The sequence below is a fragment of the Bacteroidota bacterium genome (assembly GCA_016711505.1).
Classification (GTDB): Bacteria; Bacteroidota; Bacteroidia; order AKYH767-A; family 2013-40CM-41-45; genus JADKIH01.
In genome coordinates this window covers 537,512-553,918 of the sequence record JADJSV010000001.1, presented here as the reverse complement: position 1 = coordinate 553,918, position 16,407 = coordinate 537,512, and the positions used below count along the sequence as shown (strand labels likewise).

13 protein-coding genes are annotated in these 16,407 nt (G+C 37.2%); all 13 read left to right on the top strand.

Translation table 11 applies throughout. From position 1 onward, the window contains the following. Positions 1-40: 40 nt before the first annotated feature. Positions 41-1,285 (top strand): insulinase family protein, encoded by a 1,245-nt coding sequence (locus IPL24_02360; GenBank protein ID MBK8362545.1) that lies wholly within the window; start codon positions 41-43, stop codon positions 1,283-1,285. 4 nt (positions 1,286-1,289) lie between these two features. Then, the gene (locus IPL24_02355; GenBank protein MBK8362544.1) at positions 1,290-2,576 is read left to right on the top strand and encodes an insulinase family protein; all 1,287 of its coding nucleotides are present in this window, start codon (positions 1,290-1,292) and stop codon (positions 2,574-2,576) included. 38 nt (positions 2,577-2,614) lie between these two features. Then, positions 2,615-4,378 (top strand): hypothetical protein, encoded by a 1,764-nt coding sequence (locus IPL24_02350; protein ID MBK8362543.1) that lies wholly within the window; start codon positions 2,615-2,617, stop codon positions 4,376-4,378. Continuing rightward, complete coding sequence (locus IPL24_02345; GenBank protein ID MBK8362542.1) at positions 4,261-4,662, top strand: gliding motility-associated C-terminal domain-containing protein; 402 nt, start codon at positions 4,261-4,263, stop codon at positions 4,660-4,662. Before IPL24_02350 ends, IPL24_02345 begins: the two co-directional genes overlap by 118 nt. A 272-nt stretch (positions 4,663-4,934) precedes the next feature. Beyond that, entirely contained in the window at positions 4,935-6,362 is a 1,428-nt protein-coding gene (locus IPL24_02340; protein MBK8362541.1) for a T9SS type A sorting domain-containing protein, read from the top strand. Positions 6,363-6,542: 180 nt separating this feature from the next. Further along, on the top strand, positions 6,543-7,958 hold the full coding sequence (locus IPL24_02335) for a T9SS type A sorting domain-containing protein (GenBank protein MBK8362540.1): 1,416 nt from the start codon (positions 6,543-6,545) through the stop codon (positions 7,956-7,958). A 174-nt stretch (positions 7,959-8,132) separates the two neighbouring features. Then, positions 8,133-8,933 (top strand): IMP dehydrogenase, encoded by an 801-nt coding sequence (locus IPL24_02330; GenBank protein ID MBK8362539.1) that lies wholly within the window; start codon positions 8,133-8,135, stop codon positions 8,931-8,933. Beyond that, positions 8,930-9,601 (top strand): IMP dehydrogenase, encoded by a 672-nt coding sequence (locus IPL24_02325; GenBank protein ID MBK8362538.1) that lies wholly within the window; start codon positions 8,930-8,932, stop codon positions 9,599-9,601. The genes IPL24_02330 and IPL24_02325 overlap by 4 nt, the downstream gene beginning before the upstream one ends. Before the next feature lie 235 nt (positions 9,602-9,836). Next, positions 9,837-10,748 carry a T9SS type A sorting domain-containing protein gene (locus IPL24_02320; protein ID MBK8362537.1) on the top strand — a complete coding sequence of 304 codons (912 nt, stop codon included), beginning with the start codon at positions 9,837-9,839 and terminating at the stop codon, positions 10,746-10,748. 114 nt (positions 10,749-10,862) lie between these two features. Further along, positions 10,863-11,792, top strand: coding sequence for a T9SS type A sorting domain-containing protein (locus tag IPL24_02315; GenBank protein ID MBK8362536.1), 930 nt, complete (start codon positions 10,863-10,865; stop codon positions 11,790-11,792). 293 nt (positions 11,793-12,085) lie between these two features. Then, positions 12,086-14,044 carry a peptidylprolyl isomerase gene (locus IPL24_02310; protein ID MBK8362535.1) on the top strand — a complete coding sequence of 653 codons (1,959 nt, stop codon included), beginning with the start codon at positions 12,086-12,088 and terminating at the stop codon, positions 14,042-14,044. Positions 14,045-14,092: 48 nt separating this feature from the next. Further along, positions 14,093-14,995, top strand: coding sequence for a hypothetical protein (locus tag IPL24_02305; GenBank protein MBK8362534.1), 903 nt, complete (start codon positions 14,093-14,095; stop codon positions 14,993-14,995). A 22-nt stretch (positions 14,996-15,017) separates the two neighbouring features. Beyond that, positions 15,018-16,379: a peptidylprolyl isomerase gene (locus IPL24_02300; GenBank protein ID MBK8362533.1), complete on the top strand. Its 1,362-nt coding sequence runs from the start codon at positions 15,018-15,020 to the stop codon at positions 16,377-16,379. The last annotated feature ends 28 nt before the right edge of the window (positions 16,380-16,407 follow it).

The following is a 16,407-nucleotide window of genomic DNA, read 5'->3' as shown; positions in this document are numbered from 1 at the left end:
CATAGTATAAATTGAATCTAAACCGAAAAAACTAATTCACTTGATAAAATATTCTTCAAAAACATTATCCAATGGTCTGAAAGTCTTAGTACATGAAGATCCTTCAACACCGCTTGCTACATTAAATATTTTGTATAGTGTTGGTGCCCGTGATGAATCCCCTGACAAGACCGGCTTTGCTCATCTCTTCGAACATCTTATGTTCGGCGGATCAGTAAATATTCCTGAATATGATTCTCCATTGCAATTGGCTGGTGGCGACAACAATGCATTTACGAACAACGACATTACAAACTATTATCTCACATTACCTGCAAATAATATTGAAACAGGTTTCTGGCTTGAGAGTGACAGAATGCTAAGTCTTGCATTCTCGGAAAAAAGTCTGGAAGTCCAGCGAAATGTAGTTGTGGAAGAATTTAAACAACGATATCTCAACCAGCCTTATGGTGATGTGTGGTTGTTACTTCGTCCATTAGCGTACAAAGTCCATCCGTATCAATGGGCAACTATCGGAAAAGAAATTGAACATATTACAAATGCGACTTTAGAAGATGTGCGTGACTTTTTCTTCAGATATTATTGTCCTGACAATGCCATCATGACCGTGGCAGGAGGAGTAAAGGCTGATGAAATATTTGCACTGGCTGAAAAATGGTTTGGTGAGATTCAAAGAGCAACTCCTTCAAGAATGCCATATCCCGCAGAACCAAAACAAACTGAATACAGAGAGTTGACAGTAGAGCGGGACATACCTTATAGCTCGTTGTATCGCGCCTATCATATGTGTTCGCGGCTTGACGAACAATTTTATTCGATAGATCTTTTGTCTGACATAATGAGCAGAGGGAGATCATCCCGGCTTTACAATACACTTGTGAAGGAGAAAAAATTATTTTCAGAGATCAATGCATATTCTACAGCTGATTTTGACAGAGGATTAATGATCATTGAAGGGAAATTAGTTAAAGGAGTAGAAATGGCAGATGCAGAGAAAGCCATCGATGCAGAGTTGAGTAAAATCTGTTCAGAACTCGTAACAAAAGAAGAACTTGAAAAAGTAAAGAACAAAGTTGAATCGACGATGGAATTTTCTGAAATGGATCTTTCAGGTCGTGCTTTGAATCTTGCAATTGCTGAATATATGGGAGATGCAAATCTTGTAAATACCGAACTTGGTTTGTACCGGAAAGTGACTGCCGAAGAAATCAAGGCAAGTGCACAGGAGATTTTCAGAAAAGAGAATTGCTCAACTTTATATTATTTATCTAACCGTAAGAACTAGAATTATGACATTGATAATAGATAGAATCAATCAACCTGCGAGAATAGGAATTCAGAAAATGAATGTTCCGCAGGCAAAAAAATATACACTTGATAATGGTATTGAAGTTTATGCTATCAATGCAGGTTTTCAGGAATTGGTGAAAGTTGAATTGCTTTTTAACAATGTTGACTTTGATCCGGCTAAGCCACTCTTGAATTCTGCAACAAACCGAATGATGTCTGAGGGAACTAAAAATTTTTCAGCTCAGCAGATAGCAGATATGATCGACTACTATGGATCATTTTATGAAACTGATGAAAATTCTGATTTTTGTTCGATCATTTTATATTCTTTGAATAAATACCTGAAAGATACTTTGCCATTTGTCAGTGCTGTTTTAGATGAACCGGTTTTTCCTGAAAAAGAACTTGCAATTTTCAAGCAGAATAACAAGCAACGTTTAAATGTCGATAATGAAAAAGTCGGTTCGATCGCAAGAAAGAAATTTGGCGAGATCATTTTTGGAAGTGAACATCCTTATGGCTATTTTATAAAACCTGAGAATTATGATTCGCTTACCTCGGATGATCTGAAAGCATTTCATGCAAAAAAATATTCTTCTTCAAATTGCATGATAATTGTTTCAGGATTGGTAACTGACGAGACAATTAAAATTCTGAATCGTTTTCTTGGGCAAAGAAAAGCTTCAGGCGAAAAGATCAAAACCGTTAATCCGAAGTTTGTTACTTCGACTCAAAAACAACATTACATCGAAAAAGAAGGAGCCATTCAATCAGCGATCAGAATAGGAATGCCATTTTTCAATCGTAAGCATCCCGATTATGCAGGGACAGCAGTGATGAATACACTGTTTGGCGGATACTTTGGATCACGACTAATGTCAAACATCAGAGAAGATAAAGGCTATACATATGGAATCGGTTCTGTAATAGTTTCTATGAAACAGGAAGGCTATTATTTTATTTCGACAGAAGTAGGAGCGGATGTCACAAATGATGCTATCAGGGAAATTTATAATGAGGTAGACATTATGAGAAATGAACTGGTAGAAGAAGAAGAACTGGAAATGGTAAAAAACTATATGCTGGGAACCTTCTTAAAGGGAATTGACGGAGCATTTCAACTTGCTGAGCGTTTCAAATCAATTTACTTGTCAGAACTCGATTACTCTTACTATGAAAGGTACGTTGATAAATTACGAACGATAGGTCCCGATGAGATCCTGGAGCTTTCCCGGAAGTATTTAGACCCTGCCCACTTCCTGGAATTGGTCGTTGGCCGTAAATAATTGCCTTGCAAGGTTTGAAATCTTAATTTTACGGAATAATGTTTAAAATACCCGGATTTCTGCGATTCACAGTGGTTTCTTTCCTGCTTTCGATGATTTTTATCGAATCACAGGCCATTGGAATGCGTTGTGTATCTGTTGGGGCAAATGGAGACGTTACAGTTACCTGGGACAGAGGTCTTACCACAGGAGCAAATTTCAGGTGTTGGTACTTATATCATTCTACATCAGCAACGGGACCTTTTACGGCTGTCGACAGTGTGTTTTTTTATAATGATACCAGTGAGGTCCATGTTGGAGCCAATGCTTCTAACAATCCTGCATATTACTATGTAGCTTTTAAGTTTAACAACGGAAGTCCCGACCAGTTATCAGACAGCATCCGCGCTTTGGGACTTATAGTCAGTAATCCCGGAAGTGGCTATGCAAGTCTGGGATGGAACCCAACACGATCTCCACTGATTCCAACAAATAGTGTTTGGTATAAGATCTACAGAGAGTATCCGGCAACAATTTTTACGCTCATCGATTCAGTTGATGCATCCGTTGCACCATCACCCATGTTGTATGAAGATCTGATTTCAATATGCGATGATACGATCAAATACAGAATAGAAGTAATGGATCAAAGTGGCTGCCGGTCAATTTCTCCTGTGAAGGGCGATCGGTTCAGGGACCTTGTCACACCAACTATTCCCGTACTTGATTCAGTTTCTGTTGACATTACAGGGACAGTCATTGTTAGCTGGCTCATAAATCCATCAGTGGATACAAAAGTTTATTCTGTGTTACAAAGTATAGGTGCCATCTGGCAGCCATTGGATACAGTAACCGGAAGAGGATCTACAATTTATAATTCATCTATTCAAGCGACATCGCAGTCAGAAACATTTTCTGTAATAGCAATTGATAGTTGCAATAATCCGAGTGGTCGTGGTATTGATCATTCTACTATTTATCTCACAACATCATTCGACCTTTGCAGCAAATCTGTTTCTTTGAACTGGAATGCGTATTCGTTTTGGACAGTTTTGCCGGAATATGATATACTTCTGAGTATAAATGGTGCACCTGAAGTAGTTATTGGAACTACGACAGCAACAAATTTCACGGATACTAATCTCATCAGCGGGTCGACTTTTTGTTATAGGGTAAGGGCGATAGATCAGGGTTCAGTTGTCAGAAGAACATCAACTTCAAACGTGTCCTGTCAGGTTCCTGTTTTTCCGCCACCGCCTGCTTTTTCTTACATCAGAAGTGTTAGTGTAACATCAGAGAGCAATGTCGAAATTGTTGTTTATGTAGATCCGGTTTCCACAGTAAGTGGTTATCGTTTGTTTCGTTCTGATTCTCCGACCGGAGTATTTAGTCAGGTTGGAAGTATATTAACGAATGGTGTTTCATCTGTAACTTTTAATGACAATGTAAACACATCAGAAGGTCCTTACTATTACGAAGTTTATACATACGATTCATGTGGAGTGAAGTCATTCGAATCACAAGTGAGCCAGACGATTTTATTGACCGGAATTTCACCGGAGCAATACGTGAATAGCTTAGAGTGGACGAATTATTCCCAATGGCCGGCAGGAGTAGGAGAGTACAATTTATATCTGACAGTAAACGGTGTAACAAGTCCCATTCCGATTGCAACATTTCTTCCGGGTGATTCAACTTATATTCAATCAGTGTTGAACAGTTTTTATTCAGATGGAAATTTCTGTTATGTTATAGAAGCAGTAGAAGCTCCGGGCAATCCATATTTTTCCAGGACACTGCTCGTTCAAATGAAGTTTGTCTGATTCAGGAACCCAATATTTTTATTCCAAATGCATTTCATCCCGGAGGTTTTCTGAATGAAATTTTCACTCCGTCAAATGCATTCGTATCAACTGAAAATTACAGCCTGAGAATCTTCAACCGCTGGGGCGAAATGATCTTTGAAACAACAGATCCAAAAGTAGGCTGGGATGGAACTACCAATGGAAGATATGCTCCGGAGGCGGTATATGTTTATTTATTGCAGGCTGTGCAGGCGGATGGGTCTGAGATATTGCGGAAAGGTTCTGTTACGCTTATCAGGTAATTAAAGCCGATATTTTTTAAAATTTTGAATTGACATTCATATAATTTCATTTAATTTTTTTTCTAAGCTTCCTTTGATTTTATTCCATACATTTCAGCTGTCATTTTAAATTAATTTCAAATCATTACTCATGAATTCTGTATTCAAAAAGTTTTATCTACTATTATGCTTGGGAATTATTATAAGAGGATTCTTAAAGTAAATTAATCCTGATTCAATTCCACATTTAAAAATTGTCCGTAATTTCATTGAAATATTCTTATTCATTAATCATGAAAAACTTAAAGTTACTTTCAGCATTCTTCTTACCATTTTTGTTTTTAACATTTAAAACAAGCCCCTTAATTGCATCCCACGCCACCGGAGCTGAGTTTTCTTATGTTATTGTTGGTCCGAATACATACGAAATTACATATACATTTTACAGGGATTGCCATGGGATTGAACCTTCAAGTTCAATGGATATTATCATCACAAATAGTTGCGGATATCCTTCACAAACCATTTTCTTACCACAGGTAGGAATAGAATCTGATATTGAAACTCTTTGTCCGGGTGCACTTACAGAATGCCACGGGGGAATAATGGCTGGAAGACAAAAATGGATTTTTAGAAGTACTGTTACATTAGCAGGACCATGTAGTGATTGGCAAATTGGTCACAGTGAGAATGCCAGAAATGCATCAATCTCAACTATTACCGCAGCTGGAATTGATAATTTGTATACCTATGCAGTTATAAATAATATGAATGGAATTGTAAATAGCTCCCCTCAATTTTTCAGTGATCCGGTGATAATTTATTATGTGAATCAGCGTTTATCTATTGACAACTCAGTATATGATTTTGATGGCGATTCACTCGTATTTGAAATGATCGTTCCAAGAACAGGTCCAAATTTATATGATACAGTTGTTTTTCTCCCTGGTTATTTTTATAACCGACCTTTTATTTCCAGTTCGCCAATCACTATTGAATCGAATACAGGACTTATCGAAGGAGTTCCTACGCTTGAAGAGTCTTCTATTTATGCAATTCTAATTAGTGAATACAGAAACGGAATTTTAGTCGGGCAAATAGAAAGGGATATGAATTTTTTAATTCAATCTTCAACGAACACAAATCCTGATGTAACAGGTTTTTTTGGCACATCTGATTTTTCAATAAACATATTCGCAAATCAGCAAAATTGTTTTCAAATTCCATCATTTGATGTAAATGCAAATGACCAAACTACAATGGATATAAATTGTTTTATTCCCGGAATGTCTTCTTATGTAGCTGGTTCAGGAAGAGATACAGGATTTTTTTGCTGGACACCAACGCTTGCAGATACAATCAGAAATCCGCATTGCTTTACTGTTTCAGTAAAAGACGATTTTTGCGCAGTGTTCGGGTATCAGGCCAGAAGTTATTGTATCAATGTGCAATTACCTGTAGACATTACTGAATTAAATTCCGATGGTATCTCCATCTTTCCAAACCCATTCAATTCTGAAATAACAATAAGAATAGAGCATTCAGGAAAATCAGAATTATCGATTTTCGATATACAAGGAAGAAAAATTGTTTCAAAAATTATTGACTCAATTGAATCAGTTCATGATTTTCAGCAATTGGAAAATGGAATGTATGTCGTATCGATTGCAGCATTGGAAACGAATCAGGTATTTTATCAGAGAATGATGAAGGTAAATTAGTATCAATGAGATTTTCTCTATTAAGTTTACTTCTTTTGCTCCTTAAACGCACTATCTTAAGGCTTATAACAAAAACGTAGTTCTTAACATTTCTTCAAAATATCCTGTTAATTAATAAAAATCACTTTGCAGTCATTAATTAAGGGTGTTTTTACATTTACTCCTTATTAATTCCAATAAATGAGGTCATTAAGCAGATCAATTTTCTTTATTTTCTTTATTATCCAATTTATTTCTCCGCATTCTGCAAATGCAACACATGCATTCGGAGCACAGCTGACTTATACAAATCTTGACGCTAACAGATATATTATCACTTACACTTTGTACAGAGACTGCTCCGGCATCTTTCCTGCGAGTACTGTGATGATCAACATTTCAAATTCATGCGGATTCCCGCCGCAAAGTTTTTCAATTCCACAAGTGACAACTCCTTTAGCACTCGTTCCGGTTTGTCCTGATGACAATCCTACAACCTGTGCCGGTGGCATTCACATGGGAATTGAAAAGTATGTTTACAGTGATACCATCGTTCTGACCGGCGCGTGTGCAAATTGGATAGTAAGCCATGCTGAGTCATCACGTTCTTCTTCGCTGACAACAATTTCAGGTGCAGGGTCTGATGATCTTTATGTGTATTGTCTGATCAATAATTTTGGTGTTTCAAATAACTCTCCGGTATTCCTTAATGAGCCCGGTGTTTATCTTTGTCTGAACCGTCCATTCGCTATCGACCAGGGATTATTTGACAGCGAAGGTGATTCATTGACTGTACAAATGATTACTCCATTACGTGCAGCGGGTTCAATTGTGTCTTACTTCTCAGGATACTCAGGTACACAGCCGTTGATTTCAAATCCTGCTATGTCGATTAATACTACAAATGGTATCGTAAGCGTAAATCCAACACAATCGGATTTTTCAGTTTATGCTTTACTTGTTAATGAATTCAGAAACGGTGTTCTCATTGGACAAGTAGAGCGGGATCTTTCTTTGATTGCACGAGATTGCATGAACAATGCTCCGGATATAAGCGGTTTTGATGGAACTGCAAATTACAGTACTACAATTTTACCGGGCATTCAGTCGTGCTTCGTACTTGCAGCTAGCGATGTTGATGTTGGACAGAATACAATAATTTCACTGGAGTCATCCTTAGGCGGACTTAGTTTCACTCACACTGGTGGTAATTCTGATTCAGCAACTGTCTGCTGGACACCTTCATCAAATGATTCGCTAAGCAATCCGCATTGTTTCAGTCTTCGTGTGACGGATAGTTCTTGTCCTTACACAGCTTCAGCAGTCCGAAATTTTTGCATCAACGTAAGTCTGATCGATGCAATTCCGGAAAATCAACAAGTAAATATTCAACTTTTTCCAAATCCTTTCTCCGACAATCTCGAGGTGAAGACCGATCTTGCAACAGAATACGATTTGCGTATTCATGATATTGCCGGGAGGGAAGTACTGAAAGAAAATTTTACCGGTAAGCTGTATGAATTAAATACTTCAACACTTGCAAAGGGAATTTATATTTTGTCGCTGTTTTCGAAGTCTGATCAGATGGGGACTAGGGTGAAGATTGTTAAGCAATAAATAATTTAAAACACGGAGAAAAAGGAGAAAAAAAGGGAGATCATAAAGTCTCTATGCTCTCCCTTTTTTCCTCCTTTTTCTCTGTGTTTAAAAAAACTCCCCTTTAAACCTAACCTAAAATCTCGATTTTAATCCTATCTTTGCGCGCAACTTTTTCCAAACCACTAAAAAATTATGGCAGTTGCAAAAAGCCGGTTCCTCGGCGAAGCTCTCACATACGATGATGTATTATTAGTCCCGGCCTACTCCGAAGTTTTACCTAATGAGGTGAAAGTCAGCACTAAACTTACTAATTCCATTTCTCTGAACATTCCAATTCTTTCAGCCGCAATGGATACAGTAACGGAGTCTGAAATGGCCATTGCTATTGCACAGGAAGGCGGAATCGGAATGCTTCACAAGAACATGTCCATCGACCAGCAAGCAGCGGAAGTCCGGAAAGTTAAGCGCAGTGAAAGCGGAATGATCCATGATCCTATCACTTTGCAAAAGGATGCAAGAGTAAGAGATGCTTTGAAGATCATGCGTGATTACAAGATCGGCGGGATTCCTGTTGTGAACAATAACCATATTCTTATCGGAATTTGTACTAACCGTGATCTGCGTTTTGAGAAAAATCACGAACGACTTGTTTCAGAGATCATGACGAAAGATAATCTGATCACTACTACAGGCGTGAAAGATCTCAAAGAAGCAGAAAGTATTTTACAGAATTATAAGATCGAAAAATTACCGGTCATCGATAAGAAAGGAAAACTTATCGGACTGATCACTTACAAAGATATTCTGAAAGTAAAATCGAGACCCAATGCATGTAAAGATGAATTTGGCCGGCTAAGAGTTGGTGCTGCAATTGGTGTAACGAAAGACAGTGTTGAAAGAGCAAGAGCATTAGTAGAGGCAGGTGTCGACATCATTACGATAGACACAGCACACGGACATACAAAAGGAGTAGTGGATGTTCTTGAAAAATAAAAAATGAATTCCCGAAATTACAGATCATAGTAGGAAATATTGCAACCGCAGCAGCAGCAGTTTATTTGGCAAAGGCAGGAGCCGATGCAGTAAAAGTTGGAATTGGTCCGGGTTCTATCTGTACGACCAGAGTTATTGCCGGAATTGGTGTTCCACAATTCACTGCTGTATTTGATGTTGCTCAGGCATTGAAGAATACCAAAGTATGTGTCATTGCCGATGGCGGGATCCGTTTCAGTGGCGATGTTGCAAAAGCACTTGCTGCAGGAGCAAACACAGTCATGCTGGGTTCATTGTTAGCCGGAACAGAAGAATCGCCAGGTGAAACAATCATCTACGAAGGAAGAAAGTTCAAATCCTACCGTGGTATGGGTTCGATTGAAGCCATGCGCGAAGGATCAAAAGACCGGTATTTTCAAGCTCAGACAGATGATGTAAAGAAATTAGTCCCTGAAGGAATTGTTGGACAAGTCCCTTATAAAGGCTTGGTAGGTGAGGAGTTATACCAACTTGTCGGAGGTTTACGTGCAAGCATGGGTTACTGCGGAGCCGAATCAATTTCCGAACTTCAGAAAGCATCATTCATCAGGATCACTTCGGCAGGTGTTCGGGAAAGTCATCCGCATGATGTTGCTATTGTGAAAGAGGCGCCGAATTATCACAGGTGATTTTTAGGAAGAATAAAATCAGGTCAAGGATTCCTTTCTTCGGATTTTTTGGAAATAAATAATGCTTAAAAATCTCCCGCAGATTTTCGCAGAATACGCAGAAAATCCGCAGATAATTTTCTTTGAAAATTATTAGTTCCCATTCCGCAGGAATTCTGCGAATTTTCTGCGTATTCTGCGCAAATCTGCGGGAAAGAAATTTAGCGAGATGTTTAGTTTTTCTTAATATTACTTCATGAAAAACAAATTTCTCTTTTTATTCACTTTTCTTTTACTATCAAAAAATTATTCATTCAGTCAATGGGCACCCAATGGCGCAACCTGGTACACCGGCATAGTAGAAAATATTTCATCCCCGAATCAAGGTTACGTCAGAACCAATTCAATTGGAGATACAGTTTTGAATTCCATTGATTGCAACTTGTTAGAGTCAGTCCATGTGAATTCTTCAGGCCAGATTACTTTGGTGGATACCTTAATAATGTACTCAGATAGTGGTCGAGTTTTTCATTATAGAAATGGTTCGTTCTATATATTGTATGACTTCAGTTTAAATGCCGGCGATTCCTGGCAAACAATTGCACCTTATCCATCTCCCTTTTCTCTTTTAGGTAATCCGCCTGATACAATTGTAGAGGTAGTAGTTGATTCCATTTCTACTATAACTATTTCAGGAATTGCAAAGAAAGTGATGTATGTTCATTCGGATTCAAATGACTGGTATTTCTTGAACCCGATCATAGAAGATATTGGTAGCTTTGGTGGGTTGTTCCCGTATATATATGATTGGTTGGATTTTGATATACCGTTATTAAGATGCTATAGTGATTCACTTCTACAATATGAAACAGGAATTATTAGCCTATGCGATACGATTTTAAACTCAGTTGATGAATTTGGAGGTGTTAATTTTTCAGATATAGTTCTTTGGCCGATTCCTGTAAATGAACGATTGAGTTTTCATTTCAATAGTTCTGTAAAGATTGAAAGTTTCTTATTGTATGATGAAGTTGGTAGAATAATGATGAAAGGTGAAGGGCAAGAGTTGATAGGGGGTATTTCAATGGTGAATTATTCTTCGGGAATTTATTTTATTCAGCTATTAACTTCAAATAGTTCTAGATCCTTTAGGATATTAGTATATTGAAAAAGTGTGTTATATTTGAAGAACTGATTTAAAATATTCCCAGTATGAAAGGTATAATCTTTCTTGTATAATTAGTTTCAGAATTTCAAATAAAACTGAATTAAATATATTATTATGAAAAGCATATACGTTATTTTATTTTTTTTACTATCACAATCCAACTATTTATCTTGCCAGAATACATATTCAGTTTCATGGGCACCAGAACAACCAAGTTGGTTATTTCCTATTTTTTTTGAAGATGCAATTGGCCAAAAGGATACAATTTATATTGGTTATGACTCTAGAGCTCTACCCTTTCCCGATCAACAAGATTTCAGGTTTGGCGAACAAGGTTTTGCAGTTGATACAGTTTCATTACAGGTTTTTTCCGGTTATTTTCCACCACCGGATTCTGCAATGAAAGTAATAGTTTTTAGTGAAGCGATGTTCTATTTATATCCAGACGGCTACCTTTTTCCTATTAATATAAATAATGTTTATCCTCCCATAACATTACATTACGATATATCTGTATTTTATTCTGATTCTATATCTCCACTACCTTACCCAAATCAAACTGCAACTCCAAAAGCTCAAGGAATAATAAGCTGGTTTTACGGTTCGAATTATATTGATTGTGGATATGAAACAGTTTTGATTACTGATACTGTTGTTAACGAACCAATAAACTACTGTCAGAAACCGGATAGTTTTATTTTAGAAAACTTCTTTGGAAACAATGCCAAACAGGATTTCCTTTTATATATGGGCTTTGCTCCTTGGCGTGGTTATGTTTCCCTCCCAGTAAAAGAGATTGAAGATTCAAATACTTTGTCAATTTCTCCCAATCCTGCAATAAACGAATCAAATATTGTTTCTGAATTGGATATGCAATCATTAAGTATTGTGAGTTTTACAGGAGTAATACTTTTTGAAAAAGATTTTCAGAGCTCAACGAGAAAATACTCTTTAGAAATTTCCAATTTTGAATGTGGACTTTATCTTTTAAAAGTAAAATTTAGCGATAAGACAATTATTAAACGTTTGATTGTAGCGCATTAAATCAATTTTGAAACTTCAATTCAATTCGAAAATCTTCTTTCCAAGGCACAATTAACCAAATGCTCATAACTTTTTCTGATTATTTTCAAAGATTCAAATGTCATTTTTTCAATTTGGCATATTGATTAAATTGATAAGTAGTTGAAAATCATTGAAGTGTAATTTACTGAACAATCATTCCAATTTCACTAAACCATCATTTCCCAATCTTTGATTTTTTTCAAATTTGCGAAGTTTTGATACCAGCAATTGATTACTAAATTTGCGCTCCTCTTAACCCAAGAACTACCTCAATGAAGAGAAAAATCTTTTTATCAGCCGCACTGATTGTCGGCTTAAATGCAAGTATGCTTGCGCAGGTGAACAATGATCCTGTTATTCTAAAAATTGCAAATGAACCTATTTCGAAGAGTGAATTCGAAAGAGTTTTCAAGAAAAACAATTCGAAAGAAACTACATTCGATAAAAAAGCCGTGAATGAATATTTGCAGCTTTATATCAATTACAAGTTGAAAGTGAAAGAAGCTTTGGAACTTGGAATGGATACTGCAAAATCATTCAACGATGAACTAGGCGGCTATCGCAAACAACTTGCTCAACCTTATCTGGTCGACAAGCAAGTGAGCGAAACGCTTTTACGTGAAGCATACGAACACATGAAAACTGATGTTCGTGCAAGTCATATCCTGGTCAAATGTGATCAGAATGCTTTGCCGTCTGACACACTTGCTGCTTACAACAAAGCAATGAAGATCCGTACAGAATTGTCAAAAGGCGGTGACTTCGCAGCTGTAGCCCGTCGTTCTTCTGACGATCCTTCTGCAAAAGACAATGGCGGAGATCTTGGTTTCTTTTCAGCACTTCAAATGGTTTATCCATTTGAAAATGCTGCATACAATCTGAAGAAAGATGAAATGTCAATGCCTGTTCGTACTCGTTTCGGTTATCACATTATAAAATTGACCGACAGTCGTCCTGCACAAGGTGAAGTGAAAGTTGAACATATCATGATCAAAGCCGGTGCCGGAATCAAAGGTGAAGATTCTGTAAAGGCAGTTGCAAAGATCAATGAGATCTATGCTAAACTGAAAGCAGGCGATAATTTCGAAGAACTTGCTAAACAATTTTCAGAAGACCAATCAACAGCTAAGACAGGTGGACTATTGCCATCTTTCGGAACAGGAAGAATGGTTCCTGAATTTGAGAAAGCAGCATTTGCATTGAAATATCCGGGCGATTATTCTTTACCGATCAAAACATCTTACGGCTGGCACATACTTAAACTGATGGAAACAAAACCAATCGGGAAGTATGAAGACCTACAGGCTGATCTGAAACAAAAAGTTCAGAAGGATTCCCGTTCTGAATTGAGCAGAACTTCTTTGATTGCTCGTGTCAGAACGAAATACAATATGAAAGAAATGCCAAAGGCGAAGGAAGAGTTTATGACTACTATCGACTCGACTTTGTCTTCCGGTACATGGACAGTTGACAAAGCTGCTAAATTGAACAACACTATGTTCACTATCGGTAATAAAACATATACGCAAAAAGATTTTGCAACATATGTAAGCGAGCACCAGGTGAAACGTGAAAGTGGAATTCCTGCTAAAGTTATGGCTAACACTTTCTATAATGAGTGGGTAAATGATGCAACTTTAGCGTATGAAGAATCAAAACTTGATTCACTATATCCTGATTTCAGAAATCTGATGCAGGAATATCGTGATGGAATTTTGCTTTTTGAACTTACAGACAAAAAAGTATGGTCGAAAGCAGTGAAAGACAGTATTGGTCTTCGCGAATTCTACGACAAGCATAAAAACAATTACATGTGGGGTGATCGCGTTGAAGCAACTGTGTATACTTGCGCAAACGAGGAAGTAGCAGCTGAAGTCCGTAAGCTGATGAAAAAGATCGACGATGATGATACTCTTATGGCTCGTGTCAACAAAAGTTCACAGTTGAATCTCCAGGTTAAATCCGGCAAATTCAGCAAAGGCGAAAATGATGCAGTCGATAAAGTAAATCACAAAGTTGGAATGAGTCCGAATATCAATCTGAACAATCAGGTAGTGTTTGTGAATATCAAAAAACTTATTCCTGCAGCTCCTAAGCAACTTGATGAGGCAAAAGGATTGATCACTGCCGATTATCAGAACCAACTTGAAAAAGAATGGATAGAATCGTTGCGAGCAAAATATCCTGTAGAAATAAAACAGGATGTCGTAGATTCTATTGCAACGAAATAATTTAGTTAATAGATATTAAATTTCAACTTCGGAGGATTCATAGCTTTTATGAATCCTTCGAAGTTTATTAATTTTAAGGAATCAATTGAATATAGAAATTTGAAGCAACTGATCGTTTTATTTCTTCTCGTTTTGCAGCTTTCAGCCTGCAATTATTTTCGTCGCGATGAGAATGAAGGGCGGGATGCTGTTGCAAGGGCATTCGATTATTTTCTTTATCCGGAAGATATTCAAGGATTAGTTCCGGCTGGAGCAAGCAGAGAAGACAGCGTAACAATCATCAAAAATTACATCGACAACTGGTTTCGACAGAAAGCTGTTTTAAGGAAAGCTGAACGTAATCTGGCCGATGAGAAAAAGAATGTAGAGAAGAAACTGGAAGAATACCGGAATTCACTTCTGACTTATCAGTACGAAACCGAATTGATCAGACAAAAACTGGATACTGTGATCAGTGAAGAAGAAATTGCTGCATTTTATAAGAATAATCCCGACAATTTTGAGTTAAAGGATAATATCATCAAAGTAATTTATCTCAGATTAAATAAGAAGTCACCCAAACTGAACAAAGTTAAAGAGTGGTATAAAAGCAATTCAAAAAAAGACAGACAATTACTGGAAGATTATTGCCATCAATATGCCTTAAATTACTTTCTTGATGACAATACCTGGCTTTTATTTGATGATCTGTTGAAAGAGATTCCGATCAAGACCTACGATAAAGAACAATTTCTGCAAAATAACCGCGTAGTTGAAATTGAGGACTCCAGTACGATCTACCTGGTAAATATTAAAGGCTTTATGGTGAAGAATAGCGTCTCACCCTTGAGCTTTGAAAGGAATAACATCAGAATGATCATTACTAATCAGCGGAAGCTCAAATTAATTGAACAAATGGAGAAACAGGCTTATGAAGATGCCTTAAAAAGCAATGATGTAGAAGTCTTTTAATCTGTTAACTTTGCACCCGAATATGAAAACAAATTATAGCGTAATTAAGTCGATTGCAATTGCCGGCATCATTGGATTAAGTACTCAGGCTTTTTCTCAGGAAATAATTGATAAAGTTGACGCTGTTGTAGGAAACAAGATCATTCTGCATTCTGATGTTGAAAAACAATACGTACAGTATATTGCACAAGGCGGGGCGGGAACGTCGAATATCCGTTGTACAATTCTCGATCAGTTGTTATTACAAAAACTGATGATCAATCAGGCCGATATTGATTCTGTTACTGTAGCTGACTCTCAGGTAGAAGGTGAGCTTGACCGCAGGATGCGTTATTACGTGAAGCAGATCGGTTCAGAAGAAAAACTGGAAGAATATTTCAAGACGAGTATCCGTCAGCTAAAGTCTGAATTCCGAGAAGTAATTCAGGAACAATTATTAGTTCAGACGATGCAATCAAAAATTACAAAAGATGTTACTGCCTCACCAAGTGATGTAAGAATTTATTTTGAAAGTATTCCGTCTGATAGTTTACCATACATGGATGCAGAAATGGAAATAGGGCAGATCGTCCGCAAACCATCTGTTACTAAAGCCCAAAAACTAGCTGTCCGCACAGAACTTGAAGAATACAGAAGAAAGATCCTTTCCGGCGAAGCCGATTTTGCTGTTTATGCGGCGCTTTATTCTAAAGATCCTTCATCAGCAAAAAAAGGTGGCGAGTTAGGATTTTTTGACCGCGGTACAATGGTTCCGGAATTTGAAGCTGCAGCTTTTACTTTAAAGCCGGGTGATATTTCTCCTGTTATAGAAACAAAATTCGGATTTCATATTTTGCAACTGATAGAAAGAAGAGGCGATCAGATCAATATCCGTCACATATTATTACAACCTACAACTGATGATGCAGCATTAATGAGTTGCGTAAGTCAACTGGACAGTCTTAAATCACAGATCATTGCAGGAACAATAACGTTTGAAGAAGCCGCACAGAAGTTTTCTGATGATGAAGAGACAAAGAATAACGGTGGCCTATTGATCAATCCAGAGACTAATACAACAAAACTTTCACCGGATAAAATTGACAGATTGTTATTCTTTCAGGTAGATTCTATGCAGATCGGTAGAGTTTCTTCACCTTTGGTAATGAATAATACCGATGGCAAAACAGCATATCGACTGGTGATGCTGAAAAGCAGAACTCAGCCACACAAAGCAAATCTGAAAGACGATTACACAAAGATCCAGGAAGTTGCAACCAGTGAGAAACAAAACAAAGCATTGAGCGAGTGGGTTTCTAAAAAGATCAAATCTACATACATCCAACTTAACGAAGGTCATGAAGATTGTGCCCTCCTGAATCACTGGAAAAAAACAGTCAATTAATTATTCATTATTAATTATTAATTAAAAA

Excerpts from the sequence above, each read along its gene's own strand:
- IPL24_02355 (MBK8362544.1), top strand. The coding sequence starts at position 1,290 with ATGACATTGATAATAGATAGAATCAATCAACCTGCGAGAATAGGAATT.
- IPL24_02350 (MBK8362543.1), top strand. The coding sequence starts at position 2,615 with ATGTTTAAAATACCCGGATTTCTGCGATTCACAGTGGTTTCTTTCCTG.
- IPL24_02340 (MBK8362541.1), top strand. The coding sequence starts at position 4,935 with ATGAAAAACTTAAAGTTACTTTCAGCATTCTTCTTACCATTTTTGTTT.
- IPL24_02335 (MBK8362540.1), top strand. The coding sequence starts at position 6,543 with ATGAGGTCATTAAGCAGATCAATTTTCTTTATTTTCTTTATTATCCAA.
- IPL24_02330 (MBK8362539.1), top strand. The coding sequence starts at position 8,133 with ATGGCAGTTGCAAAAAGCCGGTTCCTCGGCGAAGCTCTCACATACGAT.
- IPL24_02320 (MBK8362537.1), top strand. The coding sequence starts at position 9,837 with ATGAAAAACAAATTTCTCTTTTTATTCACTTTTCTTTTACTATCAAAA.
- IPL24_02315 (MBK8362536.1), top strand. The coding sequence starts at position 10,863 with ATGAAAAGCATATACGTTATTTTATTTTTTTTACTATCACAATCCAAC.
- IPL24_02310 (MBK8362535.1), top strand. The coding sequence starts at position 12,086 with ATGAAGAGAAAAATCTTTTTATCAGCCGCACTGATTGTCGGCTTAAAT.
- IPL24_02305 (MBK8362534.1), top strand. The coding sequence starts at position 14,093 with ATGAATCCTTCGAAGTTTATTAATTTTAAGGAATCAATTGAATATAGA.
- IPL24_02300 (MBK8362533.1), top strand. The coding sequence starts at position 15,018 with ATGAAAACAAATTATAGCGTAATTAAGTCGATTGCAATTGCCGGCATC.